The sequence below is a fragment of the Aquabacterium sp. A3 genome (assembly GCF_038069945.1).
Classification (GTDB): Bacteria; Pseudomonadota; Gammaproteobacteria; order Burkholderiales; family Burkholderiaceae_C; genus Aquabacterium.
The window spans coordinates 574562-596984 of sequence record NZ_JBBPEV010000001.1; the positions used below are offsets into that span (position 1 = coordinate 574562).

At 65.9% G+C, this 22423-nt stretch carries 20 protein-coding genes; 14 read left to right on the forward strand and 6 right to left on the reverse strand.

Features of this window, described 5'->3' with window-relative positions; translation table 11 throughout:
- Nucleotides 1-17 precede the first annotated feature (17 nt).
- Nucleotides 18-713 carry a phosphoserine phosphatase SerB gene (gene serB, locus WNB94_RS02500; RefSeq protein ID WP_341388165.1) on the forward strand — a complete coding sequence of 232 codons (696 nt, stop codon included), beginning with the start codon at nucleotides 18-20 and terminating at the stop codon, nucleotides 711-713.
- A gap of 1 nt (nucleotide 714) precedes the next feature.
- On the opposite strand, the gene rraA is transcribed toward serB, so the two are convergent.
- On the reverse strand, nucleotides 715-1212 hold the full coding sequence (rraA, locus tag WNB94_RS02505; RefSeq protein WP_341388167.1) for a ribonuclease E activity regulator RraA: 498 nt from the start codon (nucleotides 1210-1212) through the stop codon (nucleotides 715-717).
- A gap of 217 nt (nucleotides 1213-1429) precedes the next feature.
- Between rraA and WNB94_RS02510 the strand changes: the two genes are divergently transcribed.
- The 5 genes from WNB94_RS02510 to WNB94_RS02530 are packed head-to-tail and all read left to right on the forward strand — an operon-like array spanning nucleotide 1430 to nucleotide 6685.
- A complete protein-coding gene (locus WNB94_RS02510) occupies nucleotides 1430-3232 on the forward strand; it encodes an ArnT family glycosyltransferase (RefSeq protein ID WP_341388168.1) in 1803 nt (600 codons plus the stop codon).
- Nucleotides 3225-3971: a phosphatase PAP2 family protein gene (locus WNB94_RS02515; RefSeq protein ID WP_341388170.1), complete on the forward strand. Its 747-nt coding sequence runs from the start codon at nucleotides 3225-3227 to the stop codon at nucleotides 3969-3971. Before WNB94_RS02510 ends, WNB94_RS02515 begins: the two co-directional genes overlap by 8 nt.
- Nucleotides 3972-3974: 3 nt before the next feature.
- Nucleotides 3975-5096, forward strand: coding sequence for a quinolinate synthase NadA (gene nadA, locus WNB94_RS02520; protein ID WP_341388172.1), 1122 nt, complete (start codon nucleotides 3975-3977; stop codon nucleotides 5094-5096).
- 25 nt (nucleotides 5097-5121) lie between these two features.
- Nucleotides 5122-6027 carry a carboxylating nicotinate-nucleotide diphosphorylase gene (gene nadC, locus WNB94_RS02525; protein WP_341388174.1) on the forward strand — a complete coding sequence of 302 codons (906 nt, stop codon included), beginning with the start codon at nucleotides 5122-5124 and terminating at the stop codon, nucleotides 6025-6027.
- A gap of 25 nt (nucleotides 6028-6052) precedes the next feature.
- Nucleotides 6053-6685 (forward strand): TetR/AcrR family transcriptional regulator, encoded by a 633-nt coding sequence (locus WNB94_RS02530; protein WP_341388176.1) that lies wholly within the window; start codon nucleotides 6053-6055, stop codon nucleotides 6683-6685.
- On the opposite strand, the gene WNB94_RS02535 is transcribed toward WNB94_RS02530, so the two are convergent.
- Nucleotides 6645-7847 (reverse strand): serine hydrolase domain-containing protein, encoded by a 1203-nt coding sequence (locus WNB94_RS02535; RefSeq protein ID WP_341388177.1) that lies wholly within the window; start codon nucleotides 7845-7847, stop codon nucleotides 6645-6647. The genes WNB94_RS02530 and WNB94_RS02535 overlap by 41 nt on opposite strands.
- A gap of 40 nt (nucleotides 7848-7887) precedes the next feature.
- Nucleotides 7888-8982 carry an amidohydrolase family protein gene (locus tag WNB94_RS02540; RefSeq protein WP_341388180.1) on the reverse strand — a complete coding sequence of 365 codons (1095 nt, stop codon included), beginning with the start codon at nucleotides 8980-8982 and terminating at the stop codon, nucleotides 7888-7890.
- 172 nt (nucleotides 8983-9154) lie between these two features.
- Here WNB94_RS02540 and WNB94_RS02545 point away from each other — a divergent pair, with 172 nt between their 5' ends.
- Complete coding sequence (locus WNB94_RS02545; RefSeq protein WP_341388181.1) at nucleotides 9155-9439, forward strand: late competence development ComFB family protein; 285 nt, start codon at nucleotides 9155-9157, stop codon at nucleotides 9437-9439.
- 31 nt (nucleotides 9440-9470) lie between these two features.
- Here the strand turns inward: WNB94_RS02545 and nadB are convergent, their stop codons facing one another.
- Complete coding sequence (gene nadB / locus WNB94_RS02550; protein WP_341388182.1) at nucleotides 9471-11123, reverse strand: L-aspartate oxidase; 1653 nt, start codon at nucleotides 11121-11123, stop codon at nucleotides 9471-9473.
- Between the two features lie 47 nt (nucleotides 11124-11170).
- Nucleotides 11171-12757 carry a glycosyltransferase family 39 protein gene (locus WNB94_RS02555; protein ID WP_341388183.1) on the reverse strand — a complete coding sequence of 529 codons (1587 nt, stop codon included), beginning with the start codon at nucleotides 12755-12757 and terminating at the stop codon, nucleotides 11171-11173.
- 113 nt (nucleotides 12758-12870) lie between these two features.
- Between WNB94_RS02555 and WNB94_RS02560 the strand changes: the two genes are divergently transcribed.
- Complete coding sequence (locus WNB94_RS02560) at nucleotides 12871-13848, forward strand: NADPH:quinone oxidoreductase family protein (RefSeq protein WP_341388185.1); 978 nt, start codon at nucleotides 12871-12873, stop codon at nucleotides 13846-13848.
- A 24-nt stretch (nucleotides 13849-13872) separates the two neighbouring features.
- Here the strand turns inward: WNB94_RS02560 and queG are convergent, their stop codons facing one another.
- Nucleotides 13873-15060 (reverse strand): tRNA epoxyqueuosine(34) reductase QueG, encoded by a 1188-nt coding sequence (queG, locus tag WNB94_RS02565; RefSeq protein WP_341388186.1) that lies wholly within the window; start codon nucleotides 15058-15060, stop codon nucleotides 13873-13875.
- On the opposite strand from queG, the gene tsaE reads away from it, so the two are divergent.
- The 6 genes from tsaE to miaA are packed head-to-tail and all read left to right on the forward strand — an operon-like array spanning nucleotide 15055 to nucleotide 22393.
- Nucleotides 15055-15615 carry a tRNA (adenosine(37)-N6)-threonylcarbamoyltransferase complex ATPase subunit type 1 TsaE gene (gene tsaE / locus WNB94_RS02570; protein WP_341388187.1) on the forward strand — a complete coding sequence of 187 codons (561 nt, stop codon included), beginning with the start codon at nucleotides 15055-15057 and terminating at the stop codon, nucleotides 15613-15615. The genes queG and tsaE overlap by 6 nt on opposite strands.
- Nucleotides 15612-17099 carry an N-acetylmuramoyl-L-alanine amidase gene (locus WNB94_RS02575; RefSeq protein ID WP_341388188.1) on the forward strand — a complete coding sequence of 496 codons (1488 nt, stop codon included), beginning with the start codon at nucleotides 15612-15614 and terminating at the stop codon, nucleotides 17097-17099. The genes tsaE and WNB94_RS02575 overlap by 4 nt, the downstream gene beginning before the upstream one ends.
- A 37-nt stretch (nucleotides 17100-17136) precedes the next feature.
- Nucleotides 17137-19074, forward strand: a complete 1938-nt coding sequence (gene mutL / locus WNB94_RS02580) for a DNA mismatch repair endonuclease MutL (RefSeq protein ID WP_341388189.1) — start codon at nucleotides 17137-17139, stop codon at nucleotides 19072-19074.
- Between the two features lie 10 nt (nucleotides 19075-19084).
- Nucleotides 19085-20155: a pseudouridine synthase gene (locus tag WNB94_RS02585; protein ID WP_341388190.1), complete on the forward strand. Its 1071-nt coding sequence runs from the start codon at nucleotides 19085-19087 to the stop codon at nucleotides 20153-20155.
- Nucleotides 20142-21410: a multidrug effflux MFS transporter gene (locus tag WNB94_RS02590; RefSeq protein WP_341388191.1), complete on the forward strand. Its 1269-nt coding sequence runs from the start codon at nucleotides 20142-20144 to the stop codon at nucleotides 21408-21410. Before WNB94_RS02585 ends, WNB94_RS02590 begins: the two co-directional genes overlap by 14 nt.
- The gene (miaA, locus tag WNB94_RS02595; RefSeq protein WP_341388193.1) at nucleotides 21407-22393 is read left to right on the forward strand and encodes a tRNA (adenosine(37)-N6)-dimethylallyltransferase MiaA; all 987 of its coding nucleotides are present in this window, start codon (nucleotides 21407-21409) and stop codon (nucleotides 22391-22393) included. Before WNB94_RS02590 ends, miaA begins: the two co-directional genes overlap by 4 nt.
- Nucleotides 22394-22423: the final 30 nt, after the last annotated feature.

Here is a 22423-nt window from a genome sequence, read left to right on the forward strand (position 1 = left end):
CCAACACGACGCGCGCCATGTCTTCCGAATTCGCCCCTGGTCTGATCATTCAGCACTTCACGCCACCGCTGCGCCTGGCTGACTTCAAGGCCATCGCCTTCGACATGGACTCCACGCTCATCAACATCGAGTGCATCGACGAGATCGCCGATGCCGTGGGCAAAAAGGCCGAGGTGGCAGCCATCACCGAAGCCGCGATGCGCGGTGAAATCACCGACTTCAAGGACAGCCTGCGCCGCCGCGTCGCCCTGTTGAAGGGCGTGCCCGCCGAAGCGCTGCAAACGGTGTACGACCAGCGCTTGAAGATCAACCCTGGCGCTCCTGAGCTGATCAACGCCGCCAAAGCCGCCGGCTTGCAAACCCTGCTGGTCTCGGGCGGTTTCACGTTTTTTGCCGACCGTGTGCGTGAGCGCCTGGGCATGCACGAGGCCCACGCCAACACGCTGGAGATCGACGGCGGCCTGCTGACCGGCCAGGTGCTGGGCGACATCGTGGATGGCGCCGCCAAGCAGCAACACCTGCTGGCCCTGTGCCAACGGCTGGGATGCGCCCCCCGCCAATCGATCGCCGTGGGCGACGGCGCCAACGACCTGCCGATGATGGGGGTCTCGGGACTGAGCGTGGCCTACCACGCCAAGCCCAAGGTGCGAGAACAGGCGATGGTTTCGATCCAGGCCGGTGGCCTGGACCGCGTGCTCGAACTGTTCAGCTGAATCAGATCAGGGGCTTGGACGCGATCACGATGCCGTCTTCGTCGGCATAGAGCCAATCGCCCGGGCGCACCCACACACCCTGGATCTGCACGGCCACGTCGCTCTGGCCTTCGTTGCGCTTCTCGGTGGGCAGGGGCATCAGCCCCAGGGCGCGGATGCCCACGTCGCACGCCGCCAGTTCGGCCGAATCGCGCACGCAACCATCCACCACCACACCGGCCCAGCCGTTCTTGGCTGCGGCCTTGCCCAGGTTACCCCCCACCAGCGCACGGCGCAGCGAGGCGCCGCCGTCCACCACCAGGACGCGGCCCTGGCCAGGCGAGTCCACCGCGGCCTTGACCAGGGTGTTGTCTTCGAAACACTTCACCGTGGCCACCGGGCCCGCAAACTTCAGGCGCTGCCCGTAGTCCTTGAATACAGGAGGCAGCACGCGGAAGTCGCCATCGGTGTCGTTCTTGTGTGCATCGCACAGGTCGCAAGTGGCAAAACTCAGGCTCATGGTTGTCGTCGGTTGATCACACAATGACCACCGCCCCTGGGGAGGCGAGGCCCTCAATGGTCAGGATTATCGCGCTCGCACCCCTCAGTTGCGCGAGAAGCCGCTCGCGTGAACGCCATGGGTCACAATGCCATGGCCTGATGCCCCCTCAAGTGAGTGGCCTCTAGGCACTATTGCCGATGTTCACCGCCCTCCAAGCGGTCCAGAGTTTGAATTCATGGCCTCCACAGAAGCAAACGTCACCCGCCCCACCCCTGCCCGAAAGCCCGCTCGCTGGCCCCGCATCACTGGCTCACGCTTCTGGATGCTCCTGCTGTTTGTGTTGCTGCTCTTTGTGGTGCGGGTGGTGGTCGTCGAAGGCTATGGGATCACCCTGTTCATGGACGAGGCCCAGTACTGGGACTGGTCACGCCACCTGGATTGGGGCTTTCACGACAAACCCCCACTGATCGTCGCCTTGGTGGCGCTGAGCACCGCGCTGTTCGGTTCTGGCGAGTTGGGGGTCAAGGCCCTGGCCATGGCCTTGTACCCCATCACGGCGCTGTGCCTGGTGGGCTTTGCCCGGGCGCTTTGGCCCACCAGCAGCGGCGTGCGCACCGGCATCGTGGCGGCCGCCGTCTTCATCTCGCTGCCCGCCATCGGGTTGCTGGGCCTGCTGGCCAGCACCGATGCGCCCTTGCTGCTGTGCTGGACGCTGGCAGCATGGGCCTTGTGGCGCGCGCAGGTCACCGATCGGCTGAAGTACTGGGGCGCACTGGGCGTGGTGCTGGGGCTGGGCATGTTGAGCAAGTACAGCATGGCGGCTTTCGCGGTGACCATGGTGTGGGCGTTGTGGGGCATTCACGGCCCCCGCAAAGGCCTGCTCCGCCCCGGTCCTTGGCTGGCCCTGGCGCTCGCGGCACTGATCATGGCCCCGCACGTGTGGTGGAACATGCAGCACGGCTACCCCACCCTTCAATACACCGCGCAGGCGGCCACGCAAGCCGGGCAAGGCGGGGGTTTCCGAGGCGGCTTGACCTACCTGGTCAGCCTCATGCTGATGTTCGGCCCGCTGACACTGCTGGCTGCGGTCTGGCTGTGGCGCAAGCCGGTTCCGGCCATGCCGGCACGCACCGCAGACGGCAACAGCCAGCCTGCCACCAGCGCCGGCTCCAGCCGATGGGCAAGCAGCACGCACCTGTCGTCTCGCCTGGAGGGCGCTTCGGCGTTGCCCTCCACCCTGATCACCCAGCCTGGTTCGGCCGGCACCGTGAAACGCTCGGTTGCCAAGGGCTCGGCGTATTACATGGCCGCCGTCAGCAGCTACCGCTATCTGTGGGCGGCCAGCCTTCCGCTGCTGCTGGTGGCCATCGCTCAGGCCTTTTTCGCCCAGGCCTTCATCCACTGGGCGGCACCGTCTCTGGTGGGATTGACGCTGCTGGTGGCCTCGCGCCTGAGCCAGCCGATGGTGCCCCTGGCCGCGCCCAGACCGAACGGTTGGCTCATCATCGTGATCGTGCTGAACCTGGCGCTCACCGCCGGCATGCTGCACCTGCGCGACATGAGCAGCACCACCCTGTCAGAGCGACTGGACGTGCTCTCTCGCCTCAGAGGCTGGGACACCGCCTTCCAGCAGCTCGAGCCCGCCCTCACCGACCCGGTGGTGCAAGGCCTGCCGCTGTTGTCCAGCGACCCCGAACTGATCGCGCAAAGCCAGTACCACCTGCGGCACCTCAAGGCGCGCACCTTTTACTGGAACCCCGAACAACTGAAGAACCACCACTACGCCGCCGAACAAAGCCTGCCCAACCGGGTGGGGGCGGATGTGGTTCTGCTGTCGCAGAACGCCTCCGACGAGGACATCACCGGCCGATTTGCGTGGGTGCGGCCGCTCAAAGAAGTGAGCGTGCCCACCGGTCCCGGCACGGAGGTGCGCATGCGCCTGGTGCTGTTGCGGGGCTTCCTGGGCTACGATGACGCCACCTACCGCCGCCAAAGCGGTGGTCAGGCCCCATCGATGGAGACCCCGGTCAATGATTGACCGCCCAGGAAACCGACACCCTCGCCCCACCGAAGCCCCTCCTGAAGCCCGCCCCCTGGAATACACCCTGGGGGCGGCGTTGTTCTTTTTGCTGGCCATCTACGCCAAGTTCCCCTTGCTCGACGTGTGGATCAGCGCCCGGTACTTTCAACCGGGTCAGGGGTTCGTGCTGGCCTCATCCCCCGTGTTGGGCGCCTTGCACACATGGACACCACGGGTCGGCCTGGCACTCGTGGCCTTGCTGCTGGCCTGGTTGGCGATCAGCCCGCTGCTGGCCTGGCTGCTGCGACAACGCGCGGCGCGCCTCATGGGCTTTGGCCGCCGCACGGCCGTGCTGGCACTCTTGCTGGCGCTGGTGGGCCCCGGCCTGTTGGGTGAGGGCCTGGCCAAACAAACCATGGGGCGTCCGCGCCCGGTGCAAACCGAGCTCTTTGGCGGCACGCAGCCTTTTCAGGGGCCTTTCCAGATCGGCGACAATCCGGCAGAGCACCGCAGTTTTTTCAGCACCACGGCCGCGGCCGGATTTGCCCTGATGGGCTTGGGCCTGGCCTGCGGACCTGTCTGGCGCCGCCGATGGTGGATCATCGGTCTGGTGACGGGCAGCGTCCTGGGCATGGCCCGCGTGATGCAAGGCGCCCACTTCTTCAGTGACGTCGTGTTTGCGTTTTACGCCGTGTGGCTGAGCCAACTGCTGCTGGCCTGGGTGGCCGACACCTGGTTTCCCCCGCGAACCCACTGATCCATGACCTCCCCCGTCACCATCACTTTCGATTACGACCGGCAAGACGCCCAGGGCGCCACCTGCACGGCCCACGCCTGGGCCAAGGTGCCCCCCGCGCTGGACGCAGAAACCAAGGCTTCGGTGCGCCAGCGCATCAAAGAGCAGCTCAAGGCGCACAACGCCGTGCTCGTGGCCCATTACTACGTGGATGGCGACATCCAGGATCTGGCGCTGGAAACCGGCGGCTGCGTGTCGGATTCGCTGGAGATGGCCCGCTTCGGGCGCGACCACGCCGCGCAGACCTTGATCGTAGCTGGCGTGAAGTTCATGGGCGAGTCGGCCAAGATCCTCAGCCCTGAGAAGCGCGTGCTGATGCCCGACCTGGACGCCACCTGCTCGCTGGACCTGGGTTGCCCCGCCGAGGATTTCACCGCCTTCTGTGACGCCCACCCCGACCGCAAGGTGGTGGTCTATGCCAACACCAGCGCCGCCGTGAAGGCCCGCGCCGACTGGATGGTGACATCGTCATGCGCGCTGGCCATCGTCGAGCACCTCAAGGCCCAGGGCGAGAAGATCTTGTGGGCGCCTGACCGCCATCTGGGCCGCTACATCCAGAAGCAGACCGGCGCCGACATGCTGATGTGGAACGGCGCCTGCATCGTGCACGATGAGTTCAAGGCGCTCGAACTGGACCTGCTGCGCAAGGAGCACCCCAAGGCCAAGATCCTGGTGCACCCCGAGTCGCCCGAGAGCGTGGTGGCCCAGGCCGATGTGGTGGGCTCCACCTCGCAGTTGCTCAAGGCCGTGGTTGAGATGGATGCGCCCGAATTCATCGTGGCCACCGACAACGGCATCCTGCACCGCATGCGCCAGATGGCCCCGAACAAGGTGCTGATCGAGGCCCCCACGGCGGGCAACAGCGCCACGTGCAAGAGCTGCGCCCACTGCCCCTGGATGGCCATGAACGCCCTGCAGGGCATCCTGGACTGCCTGGAGCAAGGCACGGGCGAGATCACCGTGCCCGAAGACATCCGTGCCAAGGCCCACGGCTGCATCGACCGCATGCTGGCCTTCGTGGCCCAGAACCCTTCTGCGATTGCCAAGCCTGCCCAAGGCTTCGTGCCCAACATCGGCGCGGCCTGAGCCGCCCATAGCCGCCCTGCGCATCATGTTCGACCACAACGAGACCCTGGAAGACGCCCGCGCGCGCAATGTGCGCGATGCCCTGTTTGAAGACGTGGGCGTGTGCGACTGGACCGCCCAACTGGTGCCCGCTGGCCAGCGCGTGAAAGCACGGCTGATCGTGCGCGAACCCGCTGTGCTTTGCGGCCGTGACTGGTTTGAGGCCGGCCTGCTGCAACTCGATCCCTCCGCCATCATGCGCTGGGCCTACGCCGAAGGTGACTGGATGGCCGCCGACACCGAGGTCTGCCTGATCGAGGCCGATGCCCGCGCCCTGCTGACGGCCGAGCGCCCCGGCATCAACTTCCTGCAAACGCTGTCGGCCGTGGCCACGGTGACCCGCCGGCACATGGAAGCCATCGAGGGCGCCTCGCCCAACCCGCGCGGCTGCGTGGTGCTGGACACCCGCAAGACCCTGCCCGGCCTGCGCCTGGCGCAAAAGTACGCGGTGCGCGTAGGCGGCGGCGCCAACCAGCGCCTGGCCTTGTACGACGGCATCCTCATCAAAGAAAACCACATTGCCGCGGCCGGTAGCGTGACCGCCGCCGTGAAGACCGCCCAGGCGCTGGTGGCGGCACAGGCCTCACCGCTGCGCGAACAGATCACGATCCAGGTCGAAGTGGAAACGCTGGCGCAATTGCGTGAAGCGCTACAGGCGGGCGCTGTCAGCGTGCTGCTGGACAACTTCAGCCCGCAAATGATGCGCGACGCGGTCGCCATCAATCAGGAGGTGGCTGACGGCGTGGCCATGCTGGAGGTGTCTGGCGGCGTGACGCTGGACCAACTGCGCGGCATCGCCGAGACCGGCGTGGACCGCATTTCGGTGGGCAAGCTGACGAAGGACGTGCGCGCCATCGATTTTTCGCTGCGGGTGCTGGAGCGGCTGGGCTGATGCGCTGGCAGACAAAGGCACGCCCTTGAGCAGCGAACGGGTACCTTACGGCGAAGGCAAGGCCAGGCTGCTGGCGGCGGCAGCAGAGTGGATGGCCGAGCATGGCAGCCTGGCCGGACTCACGCTGAGGGCCCTGGCGGCGGCGGCCGGCGTCAGTCACAACGCCATCTACCGGCACTATGGGTCGGTTGAAGACATGTCCATGGACCTGGCGGCCGACTTTGTCCAGCAACTGCGTCAGGGGCTGGCTGACGCTCGCGCCACACTGAAGCCCGGTGAAGCGCCGACCCGGGCCGTGGTGGGCTGGTTGTTCGACTTTGCCTTGCAGCACCCGGCCCATTTCAAAGCCGCTCAGATGACGCGGCAGGGCCCCCCAGGTGCTGCACGCGACCTGCTGGAGTCACACCTCGACGAGGTGCGACGCGACATGCAAACGCAACTGATGCAAAAGGGCATGCTGCCCAGCATCTCGGCCGCCGATCTGGAGACCGCGCTGGCCATCATCATCGAACACACCTTCACGCTGTGCATCCGTTGCATCGAGGCGCCCCAGCAACGCGAGGCCCTGCTCGTGCGCGCCGAGCAGGGCTTCACCTGGGTGCTCAGCGGCGCCGCGCTCACGGCCGCGACAGGTAATCTGCCAAAGCCCGGCCCATGAACACGTTCTCTTCGGCATGGGCCCCCGGCGTGTCGAAGTCACCGCTCATGCGAACGATCACCACGTCTTGCTCAGGCAGCACGTGAATGGCCTGACCAAACACACCCAGGGCCGAGAAATCTCCGCGTTCGCCCGCCAGTGGCCACCAGTGGTAGCCAAAGCCGTACAGGCCGAATTCGTTGCCGTCACGCGGCACGTTGGCCCAGTTGCCCGTATCGGCATCCAGGCGGGTTGAACGCCGCACCCAGTCCTGAGGCACCAGTTGGCGTCCATACAAGGCCCCGCCACGCGCATACATCAGGCCGAACGCGGCATAGCTGCGGGTGGTGGCGTACAGGCAGCAGAAAGTAAAGGCCTGGCCTTCGCGGTCCACCAACACCTTCGCGTCATCGGGCATGGCCATGCGTTGCCAAAGCTTGCGCTGCAGGTAGTCCTTGTACGGCATCCCCACGGCTTTCTCCAGCGCGCTGCTGATGGCTTGGGAATTGATGCTCGCATACTCGTAGCGGCTGCCAGGCACGTAGGCCGAGGTCAGGGCCGCGTCGTAAGTCTTCTGCGCAAGATTTTGCCCTTGCCGCCCGAAGGTGTAGAAGTTGGTGATGACGTCCAGAAACAGCTTGAAGCGATCAGCTTCTTCATCGTACGCCACCCCGGACGACATCTGCAGAGCCTGCTTGAACGTCACGCCGGCAAAGCCGTTGAGCGCCAGCGAAGGATCGTAGGCGTCCATTCGGTCGTCCACCGAGCCAATGGCACCTTCAGCGATCGCCACCCCCACCAGGGCCGACAGCACCTGCTTGCCGATGGACCACGATTGATGCAATGACCGCCGGTGGTACGGGAAACGGTTGAACTCGTGAACGATCTTGCCATCCTTGAGCACCAGCAGCGCACGCACCTTGGCCTCGCTCAGGTATTGGTCCAAGGACTTTGTCTGCCCCTTGAACTCGTACCTGAACTTCGAAATGGGCGCCCGGGGCTGGCCTGTGGGCAAGGCCACCGGGTAAGGTGCGGCCTCGACGGTCTGGCGGGGCAACACGGCTTCGGGCAAAAACAAGGATGGTGGCAGGCTCTGCGCAGTGGCCACGGTTACCGTGCCCAACAACACGGGCAACAACACAGGCGCCACCGTTCGGCGAAGCGCAGCGATCAATCTGTTCATCATGTCTCCTTTGGCAAGTCAAACAACGCCCGCACAGGCATCACGCCAGACGGGCTTTCAAGCGAGGCATCTGGGCCAAGGCATTGGCACGGTCCACCATCGCCCGTTCGCTGGACGAGAAGGTGTCATTGAGTTCGGCGTTCGGATCACCAGGCCACTTGAGGGAGTACACCAACTTCGAGTACGGGAAGTCCGATCCGAACAGGATGTGGCCGGTGTCTGTCACTTTGCGGGCGGCCGCCATGGCAGGCGGAGCCGCTGACAGCGCCGTGTCGAAGTACAACCTGGAGAACGCACTGTTGCGGGCGTCCAGGTGCAGCGCCAACAGACCTGCTCGGTAGGACAAGAATGGAATGGCGCCGCCAGCATGCGCCAACATCCACCGTATGCGTGGATACCGCCAGAAGATGCCCTTGTAGAGCATGTTGGTGGCCGCGCGCGTTGTCTCGAACGGGAACTCGAGCACAAAGTTGGGAATGTCCACCTCGGGCCGGGTTGGCGGCGCCACCGGATGCACAAACACGAAGGCGCCCAGGTCGTTGAGGGTTCTCATCAACGGTGCGAGCAGCGGGTCGCCCAGGTAGGTGCCACCATGGTTCGAATACAAACCCACGCCATCCAGACCCAACACCGTCACGGCCCGATGCGCTTCCTGACACGCGGCCTCGACTTCGCGCTCGTCGGTGGCGTTGCTCAGCGGCAAGACCGCGAACGCGCCGAAGCGGCGGTGCGCCTCACTGTAGGCTGGCGCGCCCAGCAAGGCCTGTCGAACGTAGTCGTTGAGTTGACGGGCCATGTACACCCGGCTATCAAGGTCGGGCAAGAAACCCAGCCCGGGCTCGGACAGCGACACCACCTGGGCGGCGATCCTGAACTTGTCCATGAAGCTGACCGCCTCCTGAATCGACCAGGATGGCAAGGGAATGCCCCCATCGCCCTGCACGCCATAGGCCCGAAGCGCATCACGGAAAAAGTCGGGAATGAAGTGGGCATGCACGTCGATGCGACTGTTGCCGGTGGCTGCCGCCGCGCTGCGTACGCCCCCCAAGGCACCCACGGCCCCCATGCCCCCACCCAACAGCAACCGCAATGAGTTGCGGCGCGTGATGCTGCCCACCCCATGTGCCTGTGACATGAAACACCCCTGAAAACACAAGATGAGTACAAATGTACACATTGCGCATCAAGGTACCTAGGCGGGATTTCACCGATTACCGCGCCTTGCGATAACTTGTGCTCGGCTTGCCCTCCACGGCTCAACCCGACTTGGCAGAAAATGCCAAGATCTTTCAGAGTGTGTTGTTCACATGCCCGCCGACTTCACGTCCTTGCACAACTACCACGAGCAACAGGTGCTGCAACTGGTGATCGACCTGTCGCCACGCTACCCCCTGCTCACCGAGGATCAGCACCCGGACGTGGCCTGCGTGGCCTTGAACCGACTGCCTCCCAGGTACATCCGACACAAGGTGGACCTGGCCTTTCACATGACCGAGAAAGAGCGCAACGACAATGAGCAACTGGTGCGCGAGGCGGTCGAGTTTGCGTTCGAGTTCGTGCAAGCGCGCTACGCCATGCGGGCGCGGCGCTGAATGGGGCGAACAGGACTGAACGGCGGCCGATTCAGGGCTGCCAGGCGTCCTTGCGCTTGGGCTTCTTGCACAGGATGGTGGGAAAGCTCACCGGCAACGTACGCGGGTAATCGCGGCTGAAGTGCAGCCCGCGGCTTTCCTGCCTCGACAAGGCCGAGCGCACGATCAGCTCGGCGCAGTCCACCAGGTTGCGCAATTCCAGCAAGTCGCGGCTCACGCGGAAGGCCGCGTAGTAATCGTCAATTTCGTTGCGCAGCAGCTTGATGCGGTGCAACGCGCGCTCCAGGCGGCGCGTGGTGCGCACAATGCCCACGTAGTTCCACATCAGCAGGCGCAACTCATCCCAGTTGTGCGAGATGACCACCTCTTCGTCGGCATCCGTCACCTGGCTTTCGTCCCAGTCACGCACGCGCGGCACCTGATCGGGCAAGGTGGCCTGGATGTCTTCGGCGCAGGTGCGGCCCAGCACCACGCACTCCAGCAAGGAATTGCTGGCCAGGCGGTTGGCCCCATGCAGGCCGGTGTAGGTGGTCTCGCCCACGGCATACAGACCCGGCAGGTCGGTGCGGCCATGCAGGTCGGTCACCACGCCGCCGCAGGTGTAGTGCGCGGCCGGCACCACCGGAATCGGCTGGCGGGCGATGTCAATACCCAGGCTCATGCACCGCGCATGGATGGTGGGAAAGTGCTCTTTGAGGAAGGCCTCGCCCAGGTGCGTGGCGTCCAGCCAGACGTGGTCCAGGCCGTGTTTTTTCATCTCGAAGTCGATGGCGCGGGCCACGATGTCTCGCGGGGCCAACTCACCACGCTCATCATGGTCGGGCATGAACCGCGTACCGTCGGGCAGGCGCAGGATGCCGCCTTCGCCCCGCAACGCTTCGGTGATGAGGAAGCTGCGCTCTTGCGGGTGATACAGGCACGTGGGGTGAAACTGGATGAACTCCATGTTCGACACCCGGCACCCGGCCCGCCACGCCATCGCGATGCCGTCGCCTGTCGAGGTATCAGGGTTGCTGGTGTAGCGGTACACCTTGCCCACGCCTCCGGAGGCCAGCACCACAGCCGATGCGGCCAGGGTCTCGACGCGTCCGTGTTCGATGTCCAGGGCATACACGCCGTGGCAGCGACCTGCGTCCAGCGAACGCACCATCGTCGGGTCTTGCTGTGAGCGCTTGAGGTGGCGGTTGGTGATCAGGTCGATCGCCATCCATTTTTCACGCAAGGTGATGTTGGGGTGCTTGCGCACTTCGTCCAGCAACACGTCATGAATGGCCTTGCCGGTGGCGTCGGCGGCGTGGGCGATGCGCCTCACGGCATGACCACCTTCGCGGGTGAGGTGCAGGCCCAGCGGCCCGGTCGGGTCTGGCGAAAACGGCACGCCCCGCTCTACCAGCCACTCGACCGCCTGAGCGCTGTGCCGGGCGATGAACTCGGCCGTGCGCTCGTCCACCAGGCCGGCACCCGCCTCTTGCGTGTCGCGCACATGAGACTCGACGCTGTCGTCGCTGCCCAGCACGCCCACGATACCGCCCTGGGCCCAGGCCGTGGCCGCCTCTTCGAGGCGGCGCTTGGCCAGCACCACCACGGGTTGCTTGTCGGCCAGGTGCAAAGCCACCGTGAGGCCTGCCAGTCCGGCGCCAATGACCACCACGGGCAGTGAAGAATCGGTTCCAGCAGACGGCATAGATGGGCAGGGTGTCACGCACCCCGAGGCGGATGAAGCTGTCGATTTTATCGCTGCGGCGTCGCGCCAGCCTGGTCGGACGCTGGACAGCGCGGCTGGCCACAAAAGCGCTGGCAGAAGGGGCACCCCCACACCGGCAGCCATGACGGGAAGGCGTAATACCGCGCGTTGACCGGGGCCTGGACCGCCGTCCGGTAAGCCGGGTAGTCAAACCCTTCGCCCTCAACCGCGTAGAACGTCACGCCACGCACCTCGGCCGACAGGACACGCACCGAACGAAAGTAAGGCGCGTAGTCTGCCAATGCAGGCTCACGGGCCTGCACGATGCGGACGGTGCGCCCGTGAAACGCGGCGTAATCGACATTCAGGTCGTCCTGCCGGGCGTACTTGCTGCCCGGCCCAATGACGGGAACATGCCGGCCCAGGGCGTAGCCATAGACCGAACCCGATGCATATGAACTGGCCCCCATCACCACCCCGGGGGCCTCAAAGGCCCGCACCACCGCAGGGGCCTCGACGGCGTTGATCACCCGAGGGTACACGCGGCTGTTCTCCCAGGTGGACAAGGGCGTGAGCGCCAAGACCAGCACCGCGATCAGGTGCACGGCCAGAAACGCGGCCATGACCTTGGCCAGCGAACGCCGACGTTCGGGCTCTCCGGACCATGCCGCCATGAGGAAGAGAAAGGGGTAAAAGGCCATGACCCAATGCAGGCCGATGTCCTTGCGCAGCGACACCCAGGCAAAGCACAACAAGGGCACCACCGCCACACACACCATCAGCGCCTGCCCACGCACCAGGGCCCCCAGACCCGCACGGCCACGCCAGAACCACCACAGCAGGCCAGGGCCCAGCAGGTACAGCATCATGCCCAGGAACGCCGCCGGGCCGTCCCAGCCCCAGTCGCTGCCCTGGTTGCGGTTGACCAGGTTGAACATGATGTTCGTCCAGCAGTGGTGGAGGTTCCACCACACATTGAGCGCGGCGGCGGGCAAGGCAAAGATCACCAGCCACACCAGCCCCCACCACCTCGACCGCGCCCACACCACGAAGTAGACCAGGTAAGCCACCCCCAGCAGCACGGCAAAGTACTTGGACAAAAACGCCGCACCGATGCACACACCGCTCAGTGCGTACCACAGCGTGGCGGGCTGGCCGCAGACGGCTCGCTGCTCGCCCCGCGCCAGACACGCCACCGAGGCGACCGCCCAGAAAATCAAGGGCGTGTCGGTGGCCATGAGCGACACCAGCCAGTTGAAGGGCGTGAGCCAGAAGAAGAGCACGGCCCAGGCCGCGCGCACCCGGTCTACCGGAGCCCAGGCCCACCACATCAGCCATCCCACGGCCAAAGGCAACAGCACGGCAGGCATGCGCACGGCCCATTCGGCCTCGCCCAGCAACCACCGTGAGCCCGCGATCCACCACGCCGCCATGGGCGGATGGTCGTAGTAGCCGTAATCCAGAAAACGCGACCACCAGTAAAACAGGGCCTCGTCGCCCGTCAATGGCAAGCCGGCCGCCAGCATGAGGCGCACGGCCAGCGAACCCAGTGCCACCGCCCAGAGCCAGCCCGCCGGTGGCATGGCGGCAAACGGCGTGGCCGCCGGGGCAGAAGAATGGGCAACAAAAGCCATGAAGTCAGGCGCTCGACGAGGGTCAGTTAGCAGGCCCGGCGATTGTAGGTGCCGCTGATAACATGAGCCCATTGAGCAACAACGGCTGGCCCACCGGCCCACGAGGAGACCCCATGCACGCCTGGATTTGCGAGGCCCTTGACGGCCCTGATGCGCTTCAATGGAAAGAACAAGCCACACCTGAGCCCGGCAAGGGCGAGGTGCGCGTGGCCATCAAGGCCGCCAGCCTGAACTTTCCGGACCTGTTGATCGTGCAAGGCAAGTACCAGATGAAGCCCCCCCTGCCTTTTGTGCCAGGCGCCGAGTTTGCGGGTGTGGTGGAGGCCGTGGGCGATGGTGTGAAGCACCTGGCCGTGGGCACGCAGGTGGCCGGCTTTGCCGGAACGGGTGGCTTTGGCACCCACGTGGTGGCGCCCGCGTTCACGCTGATGCCCCTGCCCCCGGTGTTTTCGTTCGGCGATGCCGCAGCGTTCTTGTGCACTTATGGCACCACCTACCACGCGCTGATGGACCGTGCAGCCCTCAAGGCCGGCGAAACCGTGCTGGTGCTGGGCGCCGCTGGCGGCGTGGGCACGGCCGCCATCCAGATCGCCAAGGCCGCAGGCGCCAAGGTGATTGCAGCCGCCTCCACCGATGACAAATGCGCCTTGTGCACCGCACTGGGCGCCGATGCCACCATCAACTACAGCAAACAGAACCTGCGCGACGCCATCAAGACCCTGACCGAGGGCACGGGCCCCGACGTCATTTACGACCCCGTAGGTGGCGAGATGACCGAACAAGCCTTCCGCTCGATCGCCTGGCGAGGCCGGCACCTGATCATCGGCTTTGCCAATGGCCCCATCCCGGCCCTGCCCCTGAACCTCCCGCTGCTCAAAGGCGCCTCGGTGATGGGCGTTTTCTGGGGCGAGTTTGCCAAGCGCGAGCCGCAAAACAACGCCGCCTGCCTGATGCAGTTGGCCGCCTGGTACATGGAAGGCAAGATCAAGCCCGTGGTGGAGCACACGCTGCCCATGAGCCAGCTCAAACAAGCCTTTGCCCTGATGGGCTCGCGCCAGGTGCGCGGCAAGGTCGTGCTGCTCAACGAGTGATTGATCGCAGGACGTCGAAGTACGTCACGGTCCCGCCTGGCCGAGCGCCCACTGCACGTGCTCGGCCACCAGCGCACCTTCATCTTCACGCCCCAGCGCCGTGAACAGGCCACGTGCTGACCAGGCGTGCAAGGCCGTCAAGAGAGCACCGTGGTGCTCACTGGCGCTGTCGGTCGCGGCCAGCGCGTTGCCCATGGCCACCGCCAGATTGCGCTGCCAGCGCACAAAGCCGATGCGGCGGATCGGGCTGCCTTCGGTGTGGCGCAAGAACATGGCTTCATCCCAGGACCACAAGTCCAACAAGGTGGGGCCGTCCAGCGCCGGACGCACATCAAAGTCAGGTACGCGGGCGCGCTGCGCAAACTTGTTCCAGGGGCAAGCCAGTTGGCAATCATCGCAGCCGTAGATGCGGTTGCCCATCAAGGGCCGCAACGCCGGGGGAATCGGCCCAGGATGCTCGATGGTGAGGTAAGAGATGCAGCGGCGCGCATCCACCTGATGTTCTGCCACGATGGCCTGGGTGGGGCACAGGTCCATGCACGCGCGACAAGCTCCACAATGGGCTGACACCGGGTCGGTCTCCGGCAGGGGCAGGTCCACATAGATCTCACCCAGAAAGAAGGTCGACCCCGCCTCGCGCGACAGCAGCAACGTGTGCTTGCCACGCCAGCCCACACCGCTGCGACTGGCCAACTCCACCTCCAGCACCGGGGCCGAGTCGGTGAATACACGGTGGCCGAAAGGCCCCACCATCGCCGCCAGGTGGTCGGCCAGCTTCTGCAGCCTCGCTCGCAAAACCTTGTGATAGTCGCGCCCTCGGGCATACATCGACACCGTCGCGCTGACGGGCTGGCGCAGACGGGCCCATTCGATGGCCTGCCAGCCATCGGGCACGCTGGCGGGCAGGTAGTCCATGCGCGCCGTGATCACACGCACGGTGCCCGGCACCAGCTCGGCGGGGCGCGCGCGCTTGAGCCCATGGGCGGCCATGTAGTGCATCTCGCCATGAAAGCCCTGCGCCAGCCAGGCCAACAAACCAGGCTCGGCACTTGACAAATCCACGCCAGCTACGCCAATCTGAGAAAATCCCAATTCGGCCCCTTTCACACGCAGAGCCTGCAGCAGCGCTGATGCGTCCGGATGTGCCGCGCGCTTCAGGCCTGAGCCCGCCTGATCGGCACTGATAACAGGGGTTTGACGTTGACGATGCATGCACAGATCCTAGCAAGCGCAGACCTTGCGCCATCCCTGCAGGCCGATTGGCCTGACGAGCCGGCGTGTTGCGACTGGGCAACACGCCTGGCCGCCTTCGTTCGACCCTCTTTGATCGCCGGAGGCTCTCTGGACATTCACCTGCTCGGCACCCTCGGCGCGGGCAAAACAACGTTCACACGGCACCTGCTGAGGGCCTTGGGCGTGCAGGGCCGCATCAAAAGCCCCAGCTACGCCGTCGTTGAGAGCCACCCATCGCCCGAGTTCGACATTCACCATTTTGACTTTTACCGGTTCAACGACCCCCATGAATGGGAAGACGCGGGCTTTCGTGACGTGTTCGGCGCCACAGGACTGCGCCTGGTGGAATGGCCCGAGAAAGCCCAAGGGCTGCTGCCCACCCCGGCCTTGCGCCTGCACATTGAGCCTGTGGACGAGCACCGGCGGACCATCACATTGCAAAGCCTGACCCCCGAAGGCGCCGCGCTGCTGGCCGACATGCAGCGCTCCGCGCCGGCCACCGCGCCCGTCACCGCACAGGAGCACCAGACATGAGCCATCGGCCCGGGTCGCCCCAGTCTGCGCGCCGCCGCCTGCTGCAACACGGGTTGGGCGGCGTGGCCCTGCTGGTGCTGGGCCCGCACGAACTGGCCTGGGGCGCTCAGTTGCTGGCGGTGCGCGTGTGGCCGGCCCAGGACTACACGCGTGTCACGCTCGAATCGGACGTGCCCTTGAATGCCACCTTCTTCCAGGTGGACCACCCGGATCGCCTGGTCATTGACATCGAGGGCCTCGAGATGAACAACCAGCTCAAGGAGCTGGTGAGCAAGGTGCGTGCAGACGACCCCTTCATCGCGGGCGTGCGTGCAGGACAAAATCGCCCCAAAGTGGTCCGTGTGGTGCTGGACCTCAAACAGGCCATTGAACCCCAGGTGTTTGGCTTGCCGCCGGTGGCCGCGTACCAGCATCGGCTGGTGTTTGACCTGCACCCCAAGCACGCCCCTGACCCCTTGTTGGCGCTGCTGCAGGCCGAGCACGCCGAACGCAAGCCGCTGACCCCGGTGGTCTCCTCGCCCACATCGGACGGCCCGGGCGCCACCGCGTCGGCAGGCAGCCAGGCAGCATCCAACGATGCGGCAGAGGCCATGAATGACGCCCTGGGCGAGTTCCTGGACAAGCTCAACCAACAGGCCGGCGGCACCGTGGCCTCCACACCCCCCGCCTCGACGGCGCCGGGGCCAGCTGGTGAGCCCCCCCGCGTGGCCAACCGCAGCAACGGCAAAACCGACGCACGTCAAGCCACGCCGGGCAAACGACTGGCGCAGGCAGAGCGCCTGATCATCGTGGCGCTGGACGCCGGCCACGGTGGGGAAGACCCCGGCGCCATCGGCCCCTCGGGTCTCTACGAAAAAGACGTGGTGCTGTCGGTGGCCAAAAAGCTGCGTGCGCGCATCAACGCCCAGCCGGGGATGCGGGCCTTCTTGACCCGCGAATCAGACTACTTCGTGCCACTGCATGACCGCGTCAACAAGGCCCGACGCGTACAAGCCGACCTGTTCATCTCCATCCACGCCGACGCGTTCATGAACCCTCAGGCTCGGGGCGCCTCGGTGTTTGCACTGTCTGACAAGGGGGCCACCAGCACCGCCGCACGCTGGCTGGCCAAGAAGGAGAACGCCTCTGACCTGGTCGGCGGGGTCAACATCCGGGTGCAAGACGCGCATGTGATGCGCGCCATGCTGGACATGTCGACCACCGCGCAGATCCAGGACAGCCTGAAACTGGGGCACGCCGTGCTGGGTCACCTGGGCAAGGTGGGGCGACTGCACAAACCCCGCGTCGAGCAGGCAGGGTTTGCGGTGCTCAAAGCCCCGGACATTCCATCCATTCTGGTGGAGACGGGCTTCATCACCAACCCCGAAGAAGAATCCAAGCTGAAAAACGAGGCTTACCAAAACGAACTGGCCGATGCCCTGATGGCGGGCATCAAGCGCTATTTCGACAAGAACCCACCGCTGGCCCGCAAACGCAACCTTTGACGCCCCCCAAAGCCGGACGCGCTTCTACAATACGGCGATGAGCCTGACGCGTGCCAACGCCCCCTCCAACGACCAGCCGCCCGTGCGTGAACAGGCTCAGCCTCGTCGCGTGATATGCGAACTGCCCGACGAGCTGATCAGCCAGATCGCCGCAGGCGAGGTGGTCGAGCGGCCGGCCTCGGTGGTGCGTGAACTGGTGGACAACGCGCTGGACGCCGGCGCCACCCAGGTCACGGTCAAGTTGCTGGCCGGCGGCGTGCGGCAGATTCTGGTCGAAGACGATGGTTGCGGCATCCCCACCGACGAGCTGCCGCTGGCCTTGCGCCGCCACGCCACCAGCAAGATCAGGTCGCTTGACGACCTGGAGCACGTGCTGACCATGGGTTTTCGTGGCGAAGCACTGGCCGCGATCGCGTCGGTGTCGGAAACCGCCTTGTGCAGCCGAACCGAGGCCGACGCCCATGCCCATCGGCTGGATGCCCGATCGGGTGAGCTGTCACCTGCGGCGCGTTCGGTGGGCACGAGTGTCGAGGTGCGCGAGCTGTTCTTCAGCACGCCGGCGCGTCGCAAGTTCTTGAAATCCGACGCCACCGAGTTGGCCCACTGCGTGGAAGCGGTGCGCCGCCACGCGCTGGCACGGCCCGAGGTGGCCTTCAGTGTCTGGCACGAAGGCAAGCTGGTGGAGCAATACCGCGCGGGCACCGCCGCACAGCGACTGCAGGACGTGCTGGGCGATGACTTCATACGCCACAGCCGCGAGGTGCAGATGCAGGTCGGGCCGGTGCGTGTCCACGGACGGGCGGGTCTGCCAGAAGCCGCACGCGCCAGGGCCGACGGCCAGTACTGCTACGTCAATGGCCGCTATGTGCGAGACAAGCTGATCGCCCATGGCATCCGCTCGGCCTATGAAGACGTGCTGCATGGGCAACGCCAGCCCACCTATGCCCTGTTCATCGACATCCCACCAGAGCTGGTGGACGTGAACGTGCACCCGACCAAGATCGAAGTGCGCTTCCGTGATTCGCGCGAGGTGCACCAGGCGGTGCGGCGCGCGGTGGATGCCACCTTGTCGGTCTCGAAGGCCGACACCCAGGGCAAGCTCCCGTCGCCCGATCAAACGCCACCCTCCACCCAGGCCCCCACTGCCGCGCTGACAGCCGCCGAACAGGCGCCACTGCCCTGGCGCGCCACGCCAGACGAAGCGCCCACACAACGCTGGGGAGGATGGCCCCAGAGCGACCGCGCAGCACCACAGGCCTCTGCGCCAGATGCCTTCATGGGACTGAGCCTGCCTCGTGCGGTGCCGGCAGCGCCTGCGGCCGATGAGCCCCTCTCGGTGTTGGCCACAACAAGCCAGTCGCCGTGGCCCACCGACGCCGCCACGCAAGAGCAATGGCCGCTGGGACGGGCCATCGGACAGATCGGCGGGATCTACGTGCTGGCCGAAAACGCCCAGGGGCTGGTCATCGTGGACATGCACGCTGCGCACGAACGCGTGGTCTACGAGCGCCTGAAGACCCAGATGGCCCAGGATCGACTGGACAGTCAACCCTTGTTGATTCCACTGAGCTTCGCGGCGACCCCGGCCGAGATGGCCACCGCCGAAGTCCACCGCGAGACCTTGCTGACGCTGGGGCTCGACGTCGATGCCCTGGGGCCAGGCAAGCTGGCCGTGCGGGCACTGCCCATGGCACTGAGCCAGGCCGATGGCGTTGAGCTGGCTCGCTCGGTGCTGGCCGAACTGGCCCAGGTGGACGCCAGCAACGTGATTCAACGCGCGCAGCACGAGTTGTTGGCCACCATGGCCTGCCACGGTGCGGTGCGTGCCAACCGGCGCCTGACCCTGCCCGAGATGAACGCCCTGTTGCGCGACATGGAAGCCACCGAGCGCGCCGATCAATGCAACCATGGACGCCCCACCTGGCGCCAGCTCAGCGTGCGCGAGCTGGACGCCTTGTTCCTGCGCGGACGCTGAACCCCACACCATGACCGAACGTAAAAAAATCGGGCTGCCTGCGCGCCCAGCGGCTTCGCCAGCCGGCGATGAGCCCGCTCAGCAGCGATTCAAACCGCCAGTGCGTGGCACCGCGCCACGACAGCGCCCCACGGCCGCCCAGGCCGAGCAGGCACGCCGAGAGCGCGCCGAACGCCAGGCACAGCCAGCCTACCCAGACCGTCACGAACGCTCCGAGCGGCCAGCGCGTGGAGAGCTCCGCACAGAGCACCGCCCTCGCCCCGCCCAGCCCCGGCCCACCCAGGCACCCACGCCGCCCGCACCCGTGCGTGAAGACGATGGGCGGGTGCGCCTGTCCAAACTGATGAGCGAGCAGGGGCTGGCGTCACGGCGCGAGGCCGACACCTGGATCGAGCAGGGCTGGGTGCGCGTGGACGGTGAAGTGGTCAGCGAGCTGGGCGTGCGCATCTTCCCTCATCAACACATCAGCATCGACCCGGCTGCGCGGGATCAGCAGGCCCAGCGCGTCACCATCTTGTTGCACAAGCCGATTGGCTATGTGTCCGGGCAGGCCGAAGACGGCCACGAACCTGCGGTGGTGCTCATCACGCCAGACAACCACTGGAAGGATGACGGCACCCCCATCCGCTTCAACCGTGCGCACCTGCGCAAGCTGGCGCCGGCGGGGCGTCTGGACATCGACTCGACCGGCATGCTGGTGCTCACGCAAGATGGCCGGGTGGCCAAGCAGCTGATCGGCGAAGACACCGAGATCGAAAAAGAGTACCTGGTTCGGGTGCAATGGCTGGCCGACCCCGAGGCCCAGGATGTCTCTGCCGTGGTGCCCGCAGAGGTCATCGACCGCCTGCGTCATGGCCTGCACCTGGACGATCGGGCCCTGAAGCCCGCCAAGGTGTCTTGGCAGAACGAGCATCAACTGCGCTTCGTGCTCAAGGAAGGACGCAAGCGTCAGATTCGCCGCATGTGCGAATTGGTGGGCCTGAAGGTGGTCGGGCTCAAGCGTGTGCGCATGGGCCGCATCCCCCTGGGCAAGCTGCCTTTGGGTCAATGGCGCTACCTGGGCCCCCATGAACGCTTCTGAGCCCGCCCCCGGGCCCTCGCGTGAGGGCCTGCCCGCCTGGGTGGTTGTGGCGGCCTTGGGCTGCCTGACGGGCCTTCAACCCCTGAGCACCGACATGTACCTGCCCGCGTTGCCAGAAATGCAACGTGGCCTGGGCATGAGCAACGCCACCGCGCAATGGACCCTGTCGGTGCTGATCATGGCGTTCGGCATCGGGCAACTGGTGTCCGGCCCGATCGCCGACCGCTTCGGGCGTCAACCCGTGCTGCGTTGGGGCCTGGCAGGCTACGTGCTGGCCAGCCTGATGGCCACCGTGGCGGTGCACACCGGCATGATGTTGCTGGCGCGGGCGGCGCAAGGTGCGTGCCTGTCGGCGGCCGTGGTGTGTGGCCGGGCCATGGTGCGTGACCTGTACCCCCCTGAAGATGGCGCCCGCGTGATGGCCCGGGGCATGAGCGTGCTGGGCATCCTGGCGCTGGTCGGGCCCGTCCTGGGTGGGCTGGCCGCCACCCTGGCTGGCTGGCGCGCCACCGTGTCGCTGATGCTGATCTCGGGGCTGGCGCTGCTGGTGTTCGTGTGGCGTCGTTTGCCTGAAACCCTGCCTGACGACCGGCGACAACCGCACCTGCGGTGGGGGCTGCTGATCAGGCAATGGTGGCAAATTTCCGGCCACCCCACCTTCCGGGCCCATACGCTGCTGACCTCGTCCACCTATGCGGGCCTGTACGTCTATCTGGCCTTGTCGGCCTTCGTGTTCATTGACATGCTGGGGCAATCGCGCACCTGGTACGGCCTGTCGGGCGCCACCCTGTCCCTGAGCTACCTGCTGGGCACCATCTACTGCCGCAAGGTGCTGCCTGCGCGTGGGCTGCCAGGCACGGTGCGCGTGGCCGGCTGGTGTTCGCTGGCAGGGGGGCTGTGCATGGCCGGCCTGTCCGTGTGGCAAGGGGTGCTGGGCTGGCCCCTGTCAGCCTACGCCCTGCTGCCGGGCATGTGGCTGTACGCCTTCGCTCACGGCATCCATCAACCCTGTGGCCAAACGGGCGTCGTCGCGGCCTTTCCCCGGCAAGCGGGGGCTGCTTCCGCCCTCTCTGGTTTCGTGCTGTCCAGCCTGGCCTTTGTGGTGGGTGCGGTGCTGGCGTGGTGGTCTGCGCAGCCCGGATGGGCCGGCACCGTCCACCCCATGACACTGGGTGTGGCGCTCGGAGGCACCCTGACCGCGTGGACCGCGCTGAGGCGTGTGCAGCGCCACGGCCTGCCTGACGGTGCGGCATGAACAAGCACCAACCGCCCTTGTGGATTCTGGCCGGGCCCACCGCCTGCGGCAAAACCGCGCTGGCACTGGCGCTGGCACAGCAGATCGATCTGGAGATCATCAGCGTTGATTCGGCCCTGATCTACCAGGGCATGGACATCGGCACGGCCAAACCCACGGCACAAGAGCGGCAGCAAGTGCCCCATCACCTCATCGACATCCTCGACCCGAGGGACAACTACAGCGCTGCCCGGTTCGTGACCGACACGCACAGGCTGGTGGCCGACATCAGGGCAAGGGGGCGCACCCCCCTGCTGGTGGGCGGCACCATGCTGTACATCAAGGCCCTGCTGGAGGGCCTTGACGACATGCCGGCCGCCGACCCGGCCATCAGAGCCCGTCTGGACGAGGCCTTCGCGCGAGAAGGCAGCCCGGCCATGCATCAGCAATTGGCATTGGTGGACCCCGTGACCGCGCAGCGATTGGCGCCAGGCGACACCCAGCGCATTCAGCGCGCCCTTGAGGTTTGGCACAGCACCGGACGGCCGCTGTCCAGCTTTCACCGCCGGCAAGCCAGCGACGCGCCGAAGGTGCCTGCGCGCCTGGTCTCGCTGGAGCCCGACAGCCGGCCCTGGCTGCATCAACGTGTGGCGCTGCGCTTTCAACAGATGATCGAGCAAGGCTTCATCGACGAGGTGCATCGCCTGCGCGCGCGAGGCGATCTGCACGTGGGTCTGCCCTCCATCCGCTGCGTGGGCTACCGCCAAGTGTGGGAAGCCCTGGATGCAGGGCACGACCTGCGGCAAGCTGCCGTCTTGGCCCAGGTGGTGGAACAGGGCATCGCGGCCACCCGTCAACTGGCCAAACGCCAGATCACCTGGTTGCGCAGCATGCCGCAACGCCATGTGGTGCGATGCGACTTGGTGGGGCCATCCGAGGCCATGGGTTCGACATCTCAGCGCGACATGCTCAAGGCCGCACTGGCCGCTTTTCAAGCCGACTGATTCGCTCGGCTTGATCTGGATTAAGGAGGG